Origin of the sequence: uncultured Brevundimonas sp., from assembly GCF_937863155.1 — a bacterium.
In the GTDB taxonomy this organism is placed as follows: Bacteria; Pseudomonadota; Alphaproteobacteria; order Caulobacterales; family Caulobacteraceae; genus Brevundimonas.
This window is the reverse complement of the sequence record NZ_CALMFB010000054.1, coordinates 43,484-59,712: the sequence shown is the minus strand read 5'-3', so window position 1 is coordinate 59,712 and position 16,229 is coordinate 43,484. Positions and strand designations below refer to the sequence as shown.

Genomic DNA, 16,229 nt, shown 5'->3' with positions numbered 1-16,229 from the left:
ACGCCCCATGCGCCCCCTGGCCCGCCTCGCCTCCACCTGCCTGACCGCCGCCGCGCTGCTGATCGCCGCGCCCGCCTTCGCCCAGTCCGTGACCCTGAAGGGTGTGGATGGCCGCGAACAGGTCGTCACCGCCGCCGATCTTTCGACCTTGGCGCGCGAACAGATCACCATGGAGATCCATGGGGAAACCCACACCTACGAAGGCCCGTTGCTGTTCGAGGTGCTGAACCGCGTTGGCGCGCCCGCCACCGACGCCATGCACGGGCTGGAGCTGGCCAAGGTGGTGCGGATCGTCGCCGAGGACGGCTATCAGGTGGTCATCGGCCTGGGCGAGGCCGATCCCGGCATCCGGCCCAATCGCATCATCCTGGCCGACGCCGCCGACGGCGCGCCGCTGAACGACGGGACCGGGCCGTTCCGCGTCATCATCGAAGACGATATCCGCCCGGCGCGCTCCACCCGTCAGGTGGTGCGGATCGAGCTGATCGACCTGGCCGACGCGACGGTTCAGCGCAAGGGCGGCCATGCCCACTGATCGTCGCCGCCTGATCGCCGGTCTCGCGGGCCTGGCGCTGGGTCTGGCGGCGCTGGCCGGTTGTTCGCGTCCGGCGCCCGAGACGCCGCCGGTCATCCTGGCCGCCGCCAGCCTGCAAGGCCCGCTGGACGAGGCGCTGGCCCTGTGGGCGGCCCAGGGGCATCCCGCGCCGGTCGTCTCCTATGCCGGGTCTTCGGCCCTGGCGCGCCAGGTCGAGGCGGGCGCTCCGACCGATCTGTTCATCTCGGCCGACGAGGCCTGGATGGATGCGCTGGCGCGGAAGCAGCTGATCCGCCCGGACAGCCGCGCGGCCCTGGTGGGCAATCGGCTGGTCCTGATCGCCCCGGCGGCTTCGACGGCGCAACTGGACATCAGGCCCGGCATGGATGTGGCGGCCCTGCTGGACGACGGTCGGCTGGCCATGGCCGACCCGGAGGCGGTGCCCGCCGGACGCTACGGCAAGGCGGCCCTGACGGCGCTGGGCGCCTGGACGGCGGTCGCGAACCGCGTCGCTCCGGCCGAGAACGTGCGGGCGGCCCTGGCGTTGGTCGAGCGTGGGGCCGCGCCCCTGGGCGTCGTCTATGCGACCGATGCGCGGGCGTCGTCGGGCGTGCGCGTGGTCGGCGTCTTTCCCGAGAACAGCCATCCGCCCATCGTCTATCCGATCGCCGTGGTCGCGGCGTCGAAACAGGACCAGGCCGAGCCGCTGCGCCAGTTCCTTTTATCCGTGCCGGCCCAGGACGTTCTGGCGCGCCACGGCTTCAGTCCCGCGGCGGCGCCCTGATGCTGACGCCCGCCGAATGGGCCGTGATCGGTCTGTCGCTGAAGGTCAGCCTGGTGGCGACGGGCCTGGGCCTGCCCATCGCCTTCGCCCTGGCCTGGGCGCTGGCGCGCTGGCGGTTTCCGGGGCGGTTCCTGCTGGACGGCGTGATCCATCTGCCGCTGGTGGCGCCGCCGGTGGTGATCGGCTGGCTGCTGTTGAGCGCCTTCGGCCCCGCGGGACCGATCGGCCGGCTGCTGGCTGACCTGTTCGGCGTCAGCCTGATGTTCCGTTGGACCGGCGCCGCTGTGGCCGCCGGGGTCATGGCCCTGCCGCTGATGGTGCGGGCCATGCGCCTGTCGATCGAGGCGGTGGATCGGCGGTTGGAGAATGCGGCGCGCACCCTGGGCGCCTCGCGGACGCGAACCTTCTGGACCATCAGCCTGCCGCTGGCCCTGCCGGGCGTGTTGGCGGGCGTGGTGCTGGGCTTCGCCCGATCCATCGGCGAGTTCGGGGCCACCATCGCCTTCGTGTCGAACATCCCCGGCGAGACGCGGACCCTGTCCCTGGCCATCTACACGGCCTTGCAGACGCCGGGCGGCGACGGCGCGGCCATGCGGCTGGCGCTGTTCTCGGTCGGATTGTCGCTGGTGGCCCTGGCCGTGTCCGAATATCTGACGCGGCGTTCTCACCGTCAGGAGGCGCGCGATGTCGTTTGACGTCGATGTGCAGCGCCGGCTGGGCGACGTCCGTGTTGAGGTCCGCTTCTCGGCCTCGGCCGGTCTGACCGCGCTTTACGGACCGTCCGGCGTGGGCAAGTCCAGTGTGCTGAACATGATCGCCGGCCTGCTGAAACCCGACCGGGGACGCATCGTCGTGGCCGGCCAGGTTCTGTTCGACGCCGACGCCGGGATCGACCTGGCGCCCGAACACCGCCGCCTGGGCTATGTGTTTCAGGACGGCCGCCTGTTCCCGCACCTGACCGTGCGCGACAACCTGCTGTACGGCCGCCGGCTCGGCGACGTCGCCGGCCCCGTGGCGTTCGACGAGATCGTCGACATCCTGGGTGTCGGCCCTCTTCTGGCGCGGCGGCCCCAGGGCCTGTCGGGCGGCGAGGCGCGTCGCGTGGCCATCGGGCGCGCCCTGTTGCGCCACCCTCGCGCCCTGCTGATGGACGAGCCTCTGTCGGGGGTCGATCCGGCCCGCCGCGAAGGCGTGCTGGCGCTGATCGAAAGGCTGCGCGACCAGTTGGGCTTGCCCATTCTCTACGTCAGCCATGATCGCAACGAGGTGGACCGCCTGGCGCGGTCGGTCGTCGAAATAATTCCGAGCGGCTGAGCCGGTCTTGCGGCGTCTCAAAGCCATGGGACGCACGGACGGCCAGACTGTCTGGCGCTGTTCCTTCCCGGAGAAATCACCATGTCCTGGCATCGTCGTCACGCCCTGCTTTCGCTGGGCGGCCTTATGCTTGCGCCCGCCCTGGGCGTGGCATCCGCCGCGCGCGCCGCCGTGCGCGAGGTCAGGATGCTGAGCCGCGGGGCGGCCGGCGCCATGGTGTTCGAGCCGGCCCTGATCCGCGCCCAGCCGGGCGACGTGATCCGTTTCGTACCGACCGATCCCAGCCACAACGCCGAGACCCTGGCGACCATGCTGCCCGACGGCGCCACCGGCGGGCGCGGCGCCATCAACGCCGTGTTCGAGCTGAGGGTCGACCGGCCGGGCGTCTATGGGATCAAATGCGCGCCCCACTACGGCATGGGCATGGTGGCGGTGATCGCGGTGGGACGGTCGTGGCCCAATCTGGCGGCCATGCGCGCCGCGGTCGCCCGGACGCCGGTCCTGGCGCGTCGGCGGTTCAACGCCCTGCTGGATCAGTTGGGCTAGGCCGGCCGCCTCCGGGAAATCCCTTAGGCGCCATTCCCGAATGGTCTGCCGGGCGCGCAGCCCTAGGGTCAGCGGCATCGTTTCCGCCGCTGGAGAAAACCCATGGCTGGCGTTCAATCCGTCGCTTACCGTCCGACCTATGCGCCACCCGCCGCGCCCAGCATCAATGCTGCGCACAAGCCGTGCGAGCTGGCGGCGGCCTTCATGGATCGTTCGGCCGCCCACGCGCATTTCGCCGCCGGCGAGGATATCTTCAGCCCCGGCGAGCCGGCGTCCTTCGTCTATCGCATCAGCGAGGGCGCGGTGATCACCTATCGGCTGTACGCCGATGGGCGCCGGCAGGTGACGGGCTTCTATCTGCCGGGTGATTTCCTGGGGCTGGAGGCCAGCGTCGACTATCGCACCCATGCCCAGGCGCTGGGGCCGGTGACGGCCTCGGTGCTGCGTCGCGCCCGGCTGTCGGCCCTGGCGGCGATCGATGGCGGGCTGACGCGCGCGCTGTGGCGGATGTCGCTGCGCGCCTTCCAGCGCAGCGAGGACCACGCCATGATCCTGGCGCGCCAGGGCGCGACCGAGCGGGTCGCCACCTTCCTGCTGGACTATGCCGACCGGGTCGAGGCGGCCGATGTGATCGACCTGCCCATGAGCCGCCAGGACATCGCCGACCATCTGGGCCTGACCATTCACACCGTCTCGCGCACCCTGTCGCAGTTGCAGGCCGAGGGGCTGATCGCGGCGCGGTCCAGCCGGCATGTGCGCCTGCTGCGTCGCGACCGTCTCGAAGCGCTGCGGGAATGAGCGCGCCCGCGCCCGTGCCCGTGCGTCCCATCGTCATCCTGGTGGATGACGACGAAGCCCTGGCGCACGCGCTGGCGTTTTCGTTCGGGCTGGAGGGTCTGGATGTCCGCGCCTATGGCGACGCCGAGACGCTGCTGGCGGCGGGGGCGCTTCCCGAACACGGCTGTCTGGTGCTGGACCATCACCTGCCCGGCATGGACGGGCTCAGCCTGCTGGGCCGTCTTCGCGCGGCGGCGGTGCGTCTTCCGGCCATATTGGTGACCAGCAATCCCGGTCCGGCCCTGCGCGCGCGGGCGGCGGCCTGCGGGACGCCGATCGTCGAAAAGCCCCTGCTCAGCGACGCCCTGCTGACGGCGGTGCGGCGGGCGCTGCAGCCGCGCCTATGACCGGCGGCCCAGCAAGGCCATGCGGATCAGCTCGGGCAGGCTGCGGGCCTGCATCTTGGTCATGACATTGGCGCGATAGACTTCGACCGTGCGTGCGCTGATGCCCAGGTCGAAGGCGATGGCCTTGTTCGCCTGACCGGCCACCAGTCCGTCCAGCACCTGACGTTCGCGCGACGACAGGGCGTCCAGGCGCGCGCGCACGTCCTGATCGACGCGGGTGGGAGGCGGCGCGCCGACACCGTTCATGGCTCGCTCGATGGCGGCCATCAGCGTCACGTCGTCGAACGGCTTCTCGATGAAATCCGCCACCCCCGCCCGCATCGCCTCGACCGCCAGGGGCACGTCGGCATGGCCCGTCATGACGATGATCGGCTGGGGGACGCCGCGCTGGATCAGGCGTCGCACCAGATCCAGCCCGTCCATGCCCGGCATGCGGACGTCGGTCAGGATGCACCCGTCCTCAAGCTCGCCTTCGGCCACGGACCCCAACAGCGCCAGACCGGATTCATAAAGCCGGGGTTGCAGTCCGGCGGCTTCCAGCAGGAAGGCCAGCGAGTCGCGCATGGCCGGATCGTCGTCGACGACATGGATCACCGGCCTATCGGTCATCGCCCAAATCCTCCTCTCGGCTCATCGGCAGGGTGAAGCAGAAACGCGCCCCGCCTTCACTAGGCGTCTCGACCCAGATTCGCCCACCGTGGGCCTCGATTATGGTGCGGCTGATCGACAGCCCGACGCCCATGCCGGTCGGCTTGCTGGTGATGAAGGGCTGGAACAGCTGGGCGGTCACGGCCTCGCTGACGCCGGGGCCGGTATCGGCTACCATGACCTGCGCCATTCCGGGCGGTCCGGGTTCCAGATGGATCGACAGGGACCGTGGCCCCTGCACCTCGTCCATGGCCTCGATGGCGTTGCGGATCAGGTTCAGCATCACCTGCTGGATCTGCACGCGATCGACCAGCGCCCGATCCACCGAGGGGTCCAGCGCGAACCGCACGTGCACGCCATGATCCTTGGCCCCGACAAGAGCCAGGGCGGCGGCTTCCTCGATCAGCTTGCCCAGGCTCTCCTGACGCCGTTCGGTTTCGCCGCGCGAGACGAAATCGCGCAGCCGCCGGATGATGTCGCCGGCGCGCAGCACCTGTTCGCCGGCCTTGGTCAGGGCGTCCTCCAGCCGGTCGCGGGGCAGGTCGGCCTGGTCCAGCAACCTGACGGACCCCTTCAGATAGTTGGCCGTGGCCGACAGGGGCTGGTTCAGTTCGTGCGCCAGGGCCGAGGCCATTTCCCCCATGGCCGTCAGGCGCGAGATATGGATCAGCTCGGTCTGCAGTTCCTGCAGCCGCGTCTCGGTCTTCTGCCGTTCGGTCAGGTCGCGGATGAAGCCGGTGAAGAAGCGCTGGCCCTCGGACACCATTTCGCCGACCGCCAGCTCCAGCGGGAAGGTCGAGCCGTCCTTGCGTTCGCCCACCACCACGCGCCCGATGCCGATGATGCGGCGCTCGCCCGTGGTCAGATAACGCGTCAGGAAACCGTCGTGCGCCGTGCGGTACGGGTCTGGCATCAGCACCTTGACGTTGCGGCCGATCATTTCCGCCGCGGTCCAGCCGAACATCCGTTCGGCGGCGGGGCTGAAGGACTGCATCAGGCCGCGCTCGTCGATCACGACCATGGCGTCCGGCACCGTGTCCAGGATCGAACGCAGGTGCGCCTCTCTCGCGTGCAGATCGCGCCGGGCCGCCAGCCCCTGGTCGCGCAGTCTCTGGAACACCTCGCCGGCCGCGCTGATGCCCATGCCCAGCATGACGAAGACCAGCACCGCCGCCGCGTCGCCCGCCCCATGCGATCCCATCCGCCAGGTGATGAAGGCGGCCCCGGCGGCGCCCAGGATCGTGGCGGCGAATCCCGGAAAGACGCCGCCCAGCGCCGCCGCCGCCAGCATCCCCGGAATGAAGAACAGAAAGGCGACCCGGTCGGCCAGATAGCCCGACATCGCCAGCCGCACGAGCAGGCCCAGAAGCGCGCCGACGCCCGCCACGGCCAGAGCCGCATAGGGCCGCCTTCGATCCAGCATGCGTATCCACTCATGCCGGACGCCTGTTAGAGCGGTGATCTGCAAAACGGCCTCCGTCGGGAATCGTACGAGACGGCGCGGCCTTTCGCCAGCCGTCCTGCGACCCTTTCACGCAGTCGCAATTGATGCGTCGCAAAGCGTTCCGGCGCGCGCGGCCTGATCCTTTGGCGGTGATGAGCCACGACTCCGTTGAACGCGACGCGCCCTACGACCTGTGCGGCTTTAGCGAGTGTCATTGTCGGCCCGGCGCGCGCCAGGCGCACAGCGGCCGGGTGATGCTGTTGCTGCTGGGCTGGATCGCCGCCGCCCTGGCGATCCTGGGGGTGATGCTGCCGCTGTTGCCGGCGACGCCGTTCGCCCTGGTCGCCGTCTGGGCCTTCGCCCGGTCTTCGCCCCGCCTGGAGGCCTGGCTGCGCGGCCACCGCTGGCTGGGGCCGCTGATCGCCGACTGGCGCGCCCGTCGCGCCATTCCGCGCCGCGCCAAACAGATCGCGGTCGCCAGCCTGGCGTGCAGCTGGCTGACGATGGCGGGGCTGGGCCTGCCCGTCCTGGTCCTGGCCGGTGTTGCGCCGATCCTGACCGGCGTCGGCGCCTGGATCGTCACCCGGCCCCAGTGATCCCCCAACCGACGCCAGAGAACGCACCGCCCATGACCGCATCGCCCGCCGCCCCTTCGCCGCTGGATCTGGCCGGCGCCTATTTTCCAGGCCCGCACGGCGAGAACGAAGCCTGGATGCGGACGTCGCTGGGGCATGTCCTGGACGCCTGGTTCAACTGGCGGCGCAGCCTGTTCCCCCAGGACGCGGCCATCACCACGACGGTTTCCCCGGCCGCCGGCGCCCAGCGCGACAAGCTGGCGGTGGAACTGGACGCCCTGTGCCGGGCGATGACCAGCGAGACGCCCACCTGCACCCCCCGGTACATCAGCCACATGAAGGCCGACATCTCGACCCCGGCCCTGATGGGCTGGCTGGCGGCCATGCTGCACAATCCCAACAACACCTCGCGCGAGGCCAGCCGCGTCGGCACGGTGATCGAGACCGAGGCCATCGCCATGCTGGCGCGCATGCTGGGCTACGATCCCGACGCGGCCCAGGGGCATTTCACCTCGGGCGGCACGGTCGCCAATCTGGAGGCCGTCTGGCGCGCGCGGCACCGCATGGACCTGTGGCTGGGACTGGCGCTTCACCTGGCCGAGACGAAGGGCCGCCCGCTGGACGTGTTCGCCGACGCCCACATGGGATGGGGCGCGTTCCGCCGCCTGTGGGCCGCGCACGACCTGAGCGAGGACATCCTGCGCCCGGAACGCGCGGCGGCGGGCAACCCCATGGACATCTGGCGACGGATCGACCGTCTGACGCCCCAGCCGTGGCGCGGGCCGGTGCTGCTGGCGCCCGGCGCGGCGCATTATTCGTGGCGCAAGGCGGTCAACATCTTCGGGCTGGGCGAGGATTCGCTGTGGAGCGTCGCCCTGGACGACCAAGGCCGCATGGACCTGGACGATCTGGACCGGCTGATCCAGCGCGCCCGCGACGAGGCCCGGCCGATCCTGATGACGGTCGCCGTGGCCGGGACGACCGAGACGGGCCAGATCGACCCCATGGACCGGTGGCAGGCGCGTCTGGACGACCTGCGGCGCGAACACGGCCTGCATGTCTGGAGCCACGTGGACGCGGCCTATGGCGGCTTCCTTCGGGCCATCGACCTGGACGGCGCGGCCTTCGACGACCGCACCCGCACGGCCCTGGCGGCCATGGGCCGGGCCGAGTCCCTGACCATCGACCCGCACAAGCTGGGCTATACCCCCTATGCCTGCGGGGCCTTTCTGACCCGCGATGCGGTCGCCTATGCCGTGTCGACCTTCGATGCGCCCTATCTGGACCGCCCCGAGCTGGGCGACGGCAAATGGTCCTCGACGCTGGAGGGATCGCGGTCGGCGGCGGGGGCGGCGGCGACCTGGCTGACCGGGCGCACCCTGGGCTTCTGCGCCGAGGGCCTGGGCGCGGTCCTGGCCGAGACGATCGCCGTGCGCCGCGCCTTCCAGGCCGCCATCGGATCGCGGGTTCCCCAGGCCCGTTTCCTGGCCCCGGTCGACAGCAACATCGCCTGTTTCTGCATCGCGGCCGAGGGACAGCCTCTGTCGGTCGTCAATCAGCAGACCCTGGCCCTGTTCGACGACATTCACAGGTCGCCGACCTTTTCGGTGTCCCGGACCACCCTGGGCGCGACCAGCAAGGCGGCCATCGCCCGGCACGTCGCGGGATGGAACGGGACAGTCGACGCCTCGGGCCTGGTGCTGATCCGATGCGTCTTCATGACCCCCTATTGGGCGGCCCCCGCCGCGCGCGACACCCTGTTCCAGGAGTTCGCCGATCTGATTGCGCGTCAGATCGCCCCCGGCCTGGAGGCGGCGGCGTGAGCGGCTGGCGGCGTCGATCAAAGTCTGACGGGCGCGGTCGCGGCGAACGCCTGGCTGTCACGGTGCTGATGACCCTGCGCCACCCACCGGAACGGATGCTGACCGCCGCCCTGCGTGCGCTGGGCCGGCGCCGGCCCGAGGTGTTCGAGCGACTGGGCGTGGCCAATGACGTCGATCTGGTGGTCGCCCCGTCCGACTTTCCCGTCGCCTTTCGGCTGCGTCCGGGTCACGGCGCGGGCCGGGTGGAGGTCGAGCGTCATGATGCGGCGCGGCCCTCCGCCGCGCGGATCACGGGGCCTCTGGCCACTCTGATCGGTTTGTTCGACGGCGCCTGTGACGCCGACGCCGCCTTCTTCGCCCGGCGCATTCGCATCACCGGCGACACCCAGGCTGTGGTCGCCCTGCACAATACGCTGGAGGCGGCCGAACTGACGACCGCCGACCTGTTACCCCTGCCGGATCCGCTGCGGCGCTGGACCGGCGCCCTGCTGTCGGCGGGATTGGCGCGGCTGCGCGCAAGAGAGGGGTAAGGGCGTGGGTTCGATCGAACTGGTCTGTCCGGCCGGGTCGCCCGCCATGCTGCGCGCGGCGATCGAGGCGGGCGCCGACAGCGTCTATTGCGGCCTGCGCGACGACACCAATGCGCGCAATTTCCCCGGCCTGAATTTCTCACCCCAGGAGCTGTCGGACAGCGTGGCCTGGGCGCACCGTCACGGGGCCAGGGTGTTGTTGGCCGTGAACACCTTCGCCCAGGCGGGCGGCAGCGATCGCTGGCGACGGTCGCTGGACGCCGCCGCCGCTTCGGGCGCCGATGCGGTGATCGTGGCCGATCTGGGCGTCCTGGCCTATGCGCGCGAGGCGTGGCCGCATCTTCGTCTGCATCTGTCGGTTCAGGCCGCGGCCGGATCGCCCGAAGCCATCGCCTTCTACGCCCAGGCCTATGGTGTGAAACGTGTGGTCCTGCCGCGTGTGCTGAGCGTGGAGGAGATCGCCGCCCTGATGCGCGAGATCGAGGTCGAGACCGAGGCCTTCGTCTTCGGCGGCCTGTGCGTCATGGCCGAGGGACGGTGCGCCCTGTCCTCCTATGCGGCGGGCCGTTCGCCCAACCTGTGCGGCGTCTGCTCGCCGCCCGAAGCCGTGTCCTACAGCGAAGAGGAAGACGCCCTGGTGTCGCGCCTGGCGGGCTTCGCCATGGATCGCTACGCCCCCGGCGACCCGGCGGGCTACCCCACCTTGTGCAAGGGCCGGTTCGAGGCGCGGGGCGTCCTGTCCTATCTGTTCGAGGATCCGGTCAGCCTGAACGCCATGAGCCTGCTGGGCGGGCTGAAACGCGCCGGCGTGACGGCGGTCAAGATCGAGGGGCGCCAGCGCGGCAAGGCCTATGTCGCCCGCGTCGCCGCCGCCTTCCGCGCCGCCATCGACGCCATCGACCGGGGGGAATCGCCCGACGCCTACGAGCATCTGCTGACCGACCTGGCCGAGGGCGGGCGCGAGACCACCGGCGCCTATCGCAAGAGGTGGCGATGACCGATCCGACCCGTATCGAGATCGCCCTGGGCCCTTTGCTGTTTCACTGGCCCGCCGATCGCATCCGCGATTTCTACGCCCGCATGGCCGATTGCGCGGCGGTGGACCGCGTCTATCTGGGCGAGGTGGTGTGCGGAAAGCGCGCGCCCCTGGTCGATCATGCGCTGGCCGAAGCCGCAGAACGACTGACCGAGGCGGGCAAGACGGTGGTCTGGTCGGGCCTGGCCCTGCCGGCGACGCTGCGTGACCGCAAAGCGATCAAGGTCCTGTCCGCCGAAACGGACGCCCTGATCGAGATCAACGACGTCTCGGCCCTGAAGGACCGCGTCGGCCCGTTCGTGGCCGGCCCCCTGCTGAACATCTACAACGAAGGGGCGGCCCAGGAACTGATCGCGCGCGGCTGCGTGCGTCTGTGCGCCAATGTCGAGCTGTCGCTGGCGGCTGTCGGCGCCATCGCCGCCGCCTGTCCTGGGCTGGAGATCGAGCTGTTCGCCTTCGGCCGCCTGCCCCTGGCCCTGTCGGGGCGCTGCTACCATGCCCGCAGCCACGGCCTGCACAAGGACGCCTGCCGTTTCGTCTGCGACCAGGACCCGGACGGCATGGACCTGCGGACCCTGGACGGCCGCGCCTTCCTGGCGGTGAACGGCGTCCAGACCCTGTCGCATGGAGTTCAGCTTGCCGATCTTCCGCCCGACGATCTGCGTACAGCGGGCGTCACGGCCCTTCGCCTGTCGCCGCATCATATGGACATGGCTCAGGTCGCGGAGGCGTTTCGCGGCTTTCTGGACGGCCGGATGGACGCCGCAGGCCTGCATGAAGCCGTGGCGCAGGCAAAGCCGCCGGCCCCTTTCATCGGCGGCTATCTGCGCGGCCAGGCCGGCGTCGAACCTGTGCCGTCATGACGCCGCCTGTCACCCTGGCCGACGTGCGTGTTCAGATCGACGCCGTGGATCGCCGGCTTGTCCGGCTGCTGGCGGAACGGCAGAGGCTGGTGGAGCAGGCGGCGGCCATAAAGGGCCTGCCGGACGCCGTTCACGACCCGGTTCGCGTCGCCCAGGTGTTTGAGAAAGTTCACGCGACGGCGGCGGCGGCCGGTCTTTCGCCCGCCATCGCAGGGCCGATCTGGCAGGGATTGATCGCCTGTTGCACCTTTCATCAGATCACCTGGCTAAGCCGAACGAAGATTTCGTCGCGCTGCCCGCATCAGTGATGGGCGCTGTCGGTCTGCCAACAGACGGCGACGTTTCGCTAAATCGTGCTTGAGCGAGCCCCGGAGACCCGCCGCTACAGTCTTGGAATTGCGCGCCGCCCCCAAGGGGGGTGGCGATATTTTCTGATACAATTTCAATAAATTGGCGTGGCGGACAGAGGGGGATTCGAACCCCCGATAGAGTTTCCCCTATACACGCGTTCCAGGCGTGCGCCTTCAACCACTCGGCCACCTGTCCGTTTCCACGCAGTCGCGGAAGACGGGGCAGATAGACCAGACGCCCCCCCTCGGCAAGCGCTCGCGGCATCCCCATATGTGCGGGCGTCCACATAGATTCAGGGAGACCGCCCGTGGCCCACGCGCCGACCGCCGACCTGCCGACCCGTGAAACCGCCCTGCCCGGCCGCGCCGAACCCCTGCCGACCGACGAAGTGCATGTGGTCAACGGCCGTCCGCTGAAAGGGCCGCACCCCGAAGGGTTCCAGACGGCGATCTTCGGCATGGGCTGTTTCTGGGGCGTGGAGCGGGTGTTCTGGAAACTGCCCGGCGTGTGGGTGACTTCGGTCGGCTATGCGGGCGGCGTGACGCCCAATCCCACCTATGAAGAAGTGTGCAGCGGCCGCACCGGTCACGCCGAGGTGGTGCAGGTGGTGTTCGACCCGGCCCAGACCTCTTATGGCGATCTGCTGAAAGCCTTCTGGGAGAACCACGATCCGACCCAGGGCATGCGCCAGGGCAATGATCGCGGAACCCAGTATCGCTCGGCCCTGTACTGGCTGGACGACGCCCAGCGGGCCGAGGCCGAGGCGTCGCGCGACGCCTATCAGGCGGCCCTGATCACGGCGGGCCGCGTGGAACCCATCACCACGCAGATCACCCCGGCCGGCCCCTATTATTTCGCCGAGGGCTATCACCAGGGGTATCTGGCCAAGAACCCCGGCGGCTACTGCGGCATCGCCGGCACGGGGGTCACCTGCCCCATCGGCGTCGGCGTCGGGGCCTGACGCCATGGACAGAGACGCCATCCGCGCAGCCTGTCTGGCGCTGCCGCATGTGACGATGGATCATCCGTTCGGCCCTCACAACGACGCCTATCGCATCGGCGGCAAGATGTTCGTGATCGTGGGCGAGACCGGCGGCGTGTCGTTCAAGGTGTCGGACATCGCCTATGCGGTGCTGACCGAGGACGGGCGGGCGCTGCCGGCGCCGTATCTGGCGCGGGCCAAATGGGTGAACCTGCCCGACCCCGCCGCCTGGCCCCAGGATGAACTGATCGAACATTTCGCCATCGCGCGCCGCCTGATCGGCGCGAAGCTGACCCGCAAGATGCGCGACGCCCTGGCGCTGGATTAGGGCGCCGCCTGTTCGGCGATCCAGGCGTCCATGCGGACGTCCAGCAGGTCCAGCGGCAGAGCGCCTTCGACCAGCAGGGCGTCGTGGAAGGCGCGGATGTCGAACCCCAGGCCCAGCGCCGCCTCGGCGCGCTGGCGGATCTGGCGCAGACGGATCTCGCCGATCTTGTAGGCCGTCGCCTGGCCGGGCCAGCCGATGTAGCGCTGCAGTTCGGTCTCGATATTGTGCGCCGCCAGGGCCGAGTTGTCGCGGAAACAGGCCCGCGCCTGTTCGGTGGTCCAGCCCAGCCAGTGCAGGCCGGTGTCGGCCACCAGCCGACAGGCGCGCCACATCTCATAGCTCAGCCGTCCGAACCGCTCATACGGCGTGCGGTAGAAGCCCATCTCCTCGCCCAGGAATTCGGCGTAAAGGCCCCAGCCTTCGGTGAAGGCGGTGACCCCGGCGCGGCGGCGGAACATCGGCTGGGCGTCGGCCTCCTGCTGCAGGGCGATCTGCAGATGATGGCCCGGCACGGCCTCGTGCAGCGTCAGGGCCGGCAGTTCATACAGCGGCCGCTGGTCCAGGCGCGAAGTGTTGACCAGATAGCCGCCCGCCACTCCGTTGCGCAGCGAGCCGGGGCTGTAGCGGCCGGTGGTGTAATTCTCCTCGATCTCGCGCGCGACGGGCCGCACGCCATAGGTCAGGCGCGGCAGGGTTCCGAACAGGGCCGGCAGACCGTCATCGGCGCGCTTGGCCATTTCCGAGGCCTTCTCCAGCAGCCCCTCGCGCGAGGCGGCGTAAAATTGCGGATCGCTGCGCAGGAAGGTCAGGAAACCCGCGAAATCGCCGGTCCAGCCGGCGGCGCGCATCTCGGTCTGCATGCGCGCACGGATGCGGGCCACTTCCTGCTGACCCAGTTGATGCACCTGATCGGGCGTCAGGTCGGTGGTGGTGTAGGCGCCGACCAGATAGGCGTACAGGTCGCGTCCGCCCGGCCGGTGGGCCAGGCCCGGCGCCTCGGGCGCCTGGGGCAGATAATCGTCGGTCAAAAAGGCCAGCCAGGCGCGGCGGCTGGGGGCCGCAACCGCCTCGATCACCGCCTGCCCCTGGCGTTTCAGCGCCGCGCGTTCTTCGGCGGGCATAGCGGCGGGCAGGGTGTCGAACGCCGCCAGCAGCGGATCGTCCGCCGCCGTCAGGGCCACGTCGTTGCGCGCCAGGGCGATGGCGCTTTCGACCACCGAACGCGGCTGGACCAGGCCGGTCTCAAGGCCGCGCCGGGCGTTGGCGATGGTGTCGTCATAGGTGCGGCCCAACGCCCGCAGCCGCTGGATGTAGCGTTCGGCCTCGACCGCCGAACCCAGGCGGGTCGAACGCGCCATATAGCCGGCGAAATTGCCCGGCCCGCCTTCGGAATCGAACGACAGCCGCCCGGCGTCCAGCGCAATCCCCGCGATCTCGCGCCGCAGCATGCCCGCCAGAAAGGCGTGATTGATCCGTTCGGCCGCCGTCAGTCCCTCGGGCGCGATGGCGTCCAGCCGGTCCAGCAGGGTCTGCATGGGCGCCGCCTGGGCCAGCTCGAACGCGCGGCTGACATCGGGCAGGCGGGCGAAGGCTGTGTCGTCCCCCTCGGCCGCCGCCGTCATCGGATCGACCCGCATCCGATAGGCCTCATAGTCGGCGATCACCGCCGCCAGTCGCGCCGACGCCGTCTGGACCGCCACCGCGGGCGTTTGCCCCATCGCCACGCTGGCGGGCGCCGTGGCGCAAGCCAGCATCAGGGCCGCCAGGGCCGCGGTCGTGCGTTTCATCTCAATCCCCCCGGATCGGTCTCAGCCGCAGCGGCCGAAGAACTGCTCCACCCGATCCTGCGATCCCGGATGCGGGGCATAGGCATGACGCTCATTTCCTTGCCACACGGCCAGCCAGCCGACCTGGCGGAAGCGCTGGAACACCGGGTCGCTGGTGCGGGCCATGGCGGTCAGCCATTCGCCGTCGCTGACCTCCATCGGCTCGGCCGTGGCCCGCAGGCGCTCGGTCTCGCCGCCGGATTCCAGATGGATTTCCGCCGGGCCGCCGTCAGGACCGTGGGCCGAAACCTCGATCCGTCCATCCTTGCGCTCGCACCCCAGGCTCAGCTTCACATCGTCGCTTTCCTCCAGCCCATAGACCAGCTGAGCCGCGGGGCCTTCGGTGTTCAGGAACCAGTCGTAACCGGCCAGGGGCGCCGGCGCGCCGCCTGCGCCGCCCGCCGCCGTCAGCGAGGCCGAATGCGGGGTTCCGGTCGCACAGGCGCCCAGAAAGGCCGCGCCCGCCAGGCCCACGGCGCCCGCCCTGATCTTCGCTTGCGACCCCATCGTGCCCGTTCCTGTCCTCAGCCCCCGCAAAGCTCTGCGAAGCGGCGCAATTTGGCAAGATGTTCGGCCTGCACCTCGACCATCCGCTCGGTCGATCCCACGGTCAGGGTCAGCCGGCCCGTCTCGACGAAGGCGGCGAAAACCGGGTGTTCGGTGCGCACCATGGCCGACAGCCGACCGTCGCGGCCCGCCCGCCCCTCGGCCGCCGCCGTCGCCGCGCCCGCCCGCAATGTGGCCATGCCCCCAGCGGCCGAACCGGCGCCATAGGCGGTGACGCGCGCGGCGCCCTGACCCGTCTCGCATTCCAGAGTGGCGCGCAGGCGCGCGGTGTCCGGCACGTCATTGGCCAGGACCACCGGCCCCTCGCCTTCGTACAGGCTCCAGGTCCAGGCCGGTTCGCCCGCCTGCATCATCAGGCCGGCGACGGCCGCCATCAGCATCATCATGTCGGTCAAGCCCCCGCCCGTTCGACCCAGATTGGGTCAGATACGATGCGCCGCGCAATAGGCCAGGACGTCGCCGATCATTCGCCGCTCGGCGGCGGTGGCCTTCAGCACGCCCGCGTCGCCCTCGCTCTGAACCGCCAGACGGCCATGACGCACCAGACCGGCCAGGGCGGGATCACCCAGGGACACCTTGGTTTCGCGCATCAGGTCGCCGGTCATGGGGTCGATCTCGGCCGGCGCCGACAGCGACGCCCGCACCAAACGCGCACCCGCCGGCAGGGCCGGACCATAGGCCGCCGCCTCCTGGTCCCCGGGACTGCAGGTCAGCATCAGCGCCACCATGTCGGAGTTCGCCACGCCGTAGGCCAGCTTGGCCATCGCGCCTTCATGGCTCAGATGCCAGCCCATCGGCGCATGCTCGGCGACGGGGGCCACAACTTCGCGCGACTGGGCGGCGAAGGCGACCAGGCCCAGGGCGGCGGCGGCGGGAATCAGAACCTTGAACAT

21 protein-coding genes and 1 tRNA gene are annotated in these 16,229 nt (G+C 70.2%); 15 read left to right on the top strand and 7 right to left on the bottom strand.

Annotation, left to right across the window (positions count from 1 at the left end; genetic code table 11):
• The first annotated feature begins 7 nt into the window (after window positions 1–7).
• The 7 genes from Q0581_RS08500 to Q0581_RS08470 all read left to right on the top strand — a co-directional run bounded on the left by Q0581_RS08500 (window position 8) and on the right by Q0581_RS08470 (window position 4,363).
• The gene (locus Q0581_RS08500) at window positions 8–535 is read left to right on the top strand and encodes a molybdopterin-binding oxidoreductase (protein ID WP_298699387.1); all 528 of its coding nucleotides are present in this window, start codon (window positions 8–10) and stop codon (window positions 533–535) included.
• Window positions 525–1,319, top strand: coding sequence for a molybdate ABC transporter substrate-binding protein (gene modA / locus Q0581_RS08495; RefSeq protein ID WP_298699386.1), 795 nt, complete (start codon window positions 525–527; stop codon window positions 1,317–1,319). Before Q0581_RS08500 ends, modA begins: the two co-directional genes overlap by 11 nt.
• Window positions 1,319–2,014, top strand: coding sequence for a molybdate ABC transporter permease subunit (modB, locus tag Q0581_RS08490; RefSeq protein WP_298699385.1), 696 nt, complete (start codon window positions 1,319–1,321; stop codon window positions 2,012–2,014). The genes modA and modB overlap by 1 nt, the downstream gene beginning before the upstream one ends.
• On the top strand, window positions 2,004–2,633 hold the full coding sequence (locus Q0581_RS08485) for an ATP-binding cassette domain-containing protein (protein ID WP_298699384.1): 630 nt from the start codon (window positions 2,004–2,006) through the stop codon (window positions 2,631–2,633). The genes modB and Q0581_RS08485 overlap by 11 nt, the downstream gene beginning before the upstream one ends.
• Before the next feature lie 81 nt (window positions 2,634–2,714).
• Complete coding sequence (locus Q0581_RS08480) at window positions 2,715–3,179, top strand: pseudoazurin (RefSeq protein WP_298699382.1); 465 nt, start codon at window positions 2,715–2,717, stop codon at window positions 3,177–3,179.
• Window positions 3,180–3,281: 102 nt separating this feature from the next.
• Window positions 3,282–3,977 (top strand): helix-turn-helix domain-containing protein, encoded by a 696-nt coding sequence (locus Q0581_RS08475; protein ID WP_298699380.1) that lies wholly within the window; start codon window positions 3,282–3,284, stop codon window positions 3,975–3,977.
• Window positions 3,974–4,363 carry a response regulator gene (locus tag Q0581_RS08470; protein WP_298699379.1) on the top strand — a complete coding sequence of 130 codons (390 nt, stop codon included), beginning with the start codon at window positions 3,974–3,976 and terminating at the stop codon, window positions 4,361–4,363. Before Q0581_RS08475 ends, Q0581_RS08470 begins: the two co-directional genes overlap by 4 nt.
• Here the strand turns inward: Q0581_RS08470 and fixJ are convergent.
• Together fixJ and Q0581_RS08460 are read right to left on the bottom strand one after the other, a co-directional pair.
• A complete protein-coding gene (fixJ, locus tag Q0581_RS08465; protein ID WP_298699378.1) occupies window positions 4,358–4,972 on the bottom strand; it encodes a response regulator FixJ in 615 nt (204 codons plus the stop codon). The genes Q0581_RS08470 and fixJ overlap by 6 nt on opposite strands.
• Window positions 4,962–6,434: a sensor histidine kinase gene (locus Q0581_RS08460; RefSeq protein WP_298699376.1), complete on the bottom strand. Its 1,473-nt coding sequence runs from the start codon at window positions 6,432–6,434 to the stop codon at window positions 4,962–4,964. Before Q0581_RS08460 ends, fixJ begins: the two co-directional genes overlap by 11 nt.
• Window positions 6,435–6,607: 173 nt before the next feature.
• Between Q0581_RS08460 and Q0581_RS08455 the strand changes: the two genes are divergently transcribed.
• From Q0581_RS08455 to Q0581_RS08430, 6 genes are read left to right on the top strand one after another with little or no spacing between them, the layout of a single operon-like run.
• Complete coding sequence (locus Q0581_RS08455; protein WP_298699374.1) at window positions 6,608–7,051, top strand: YbaN family protein; 444 nt, start codon at window positions 6,608–6,610, stop codon at window positions 7,049–7,051.
• 32 nt (window positions 7,052–7,083) lie between these two features.
• Window positions 7,084–8,853 carry a pyridoxal-dependent decarboxylase gene (locus Q0581_RS08450; RefSeq protein WP_298699372.1) on the top strand — a complete coding sequence of 590 codons (1,770 nt, stop codon included), beginning with the start codon at window positions 7,084–7,086 and terminating at the stop codon, window positions 8,851–8,853.
• A complete protein-coding gene (locus tag Q0581_RS08445) occupies window positions 8,850–9,383 on the top strand; it encodes an SCP2 sterol-binding domain-containing protein (protein ID WP_298699371.1) in 534 nt (177 codons plus the stop codon). Before Q0581_RS08450 ends, Q0581_RS08445 begins: the two co-directional genes overlap by 4 nt.
• 4 nt (window positions 9,384–9,387) lie before the next feature.
• Window positions 9,388–10,380: a peptidase U32 family protein gene (locus Q0581_RS08440; RefSeq protein ID WP_298699370.1), complete on the top strand. Its 993-nt coding sequence runs from the start codon at window positions 9,388–9,390 to the stop codon at window positions 10,378–10,380.
• Entirely contained in the window at window positions 10,377–11,282 is a 906-nt protein-coding gene (locus tag Q0581_RS08435) for a U32 family peptidase (protein WP_298699368.1), read from the top strand. Before Q0581_RS08440 ends, Q0581_RS08435 begins: the two co-directional genes overlap by 4 nt.
• Window positions 11,279–11,590 carry a chorismate mutase gene (locus tag Q0581_RS08430; protein ID WP_298699366.1) on the top strand — a complete coding sequence of 104 codons (312 nt, stop codon included), beginning with the start codon at window positions 11,279–11,281 and terminating at the stop codon, window positions 11,588–11,590. The genes Q0581_RS08435 and Q0581_RS08430 overlap by 4 nt, the downstream gene beginning before the upstream one ends.
• Window positions 11,591–11,738: 148 nt before the next feature.
• Here Q0581_RS08430 and Q0581_RS08425 read toward each other — a convergent pair.
• Window positions 11,739–11,828: transfer RNA gene (locus tag Q0581_RS08425), tRNA-Ser, on the bottom strand.
• A gap of 112 nt (window positions 11,829–11,940) precedes the next feature.
• Between Q0581_RS08425 and msrA the strand changes: the two genes are divergently transcribed.
• Entirely contained in the window at window positions 11,941–12,594 is a 654-nt protein-coding gene (msrA, locus tag Q0581_RS08420; protein ID WP_298699364.1) for a peptide-methionine (S)-S-oxide reductase MsrA, read from the top strand.
• 4 nt (window positions 12,595–12,598) lie between these two features.
• On the top strand, window positions 12,599–12,943 hold the full coding sequence (locus Q0581_RS08415) for an MmcQ/YjbR family DNA-binding protein (RefSeq protein WP_298699362.1): 345 nt from the start codon (window positions 12,599–12,601) through the stop codon (window positions 12,941–12,943).
• Here the strand turns inward: Q0581_RS08415 and Q0581_RS08410 are convergent.
• The 4 genes from Q0581_RS08410 to Q0581_RS08395 are packed head-to-tail and all read right to left on the bottom strand — an operon-like array spanning window position 12,940 to window position 16,229.
• Window positions 12,940–14,730: a DUF885 family protein gene (locus Q0581_RS08410; protein WP_298699360.1), complete on the bottom strand. Its 1,791-nt coding sequence runs from the start codon at window positions 14,728–14,730 to the stop codon at window positions 12,940–12,942. The two genes, Q0581_RS08415 and Q0581_RS08410, sit on opposite strands and share 4 nt — an antisense overlap.
• Before the next feature lie 21 nt (window positions 14,731–14,751).
• Complete coding sequence (locus tag Q0581_RS08405; RefSeq protein ID WP_298699358.1) at window positions 14,752–15,276, bottom strand: hypothetical protein; 525 nt, start codon at window positions 15,274–15,276, stop codon at window positions 14,752–14,754.
• Between the two features lie 17 nt (window positions 15,277–15,293).
• A complete protein-coding gene (locus Q0581_RS08400) occupies window positions 15,294–15,722 on the bottom strand; it encodes a hypothetical protein (RefSeq protein WP_298699488.1) in 429 nt (142 codons plus the stop codon).
• A gap of 36 nt (window positions 15,723–15,758) precedes the next feature.
• A complete protein-coding gene (locus Q0581_RS08395; protein WP_298699356.1) occupies window positions 15,759–16,229 on the bottom strand; it encodes a hypothetical protein in 471 nt (156 codons plus the stop codon).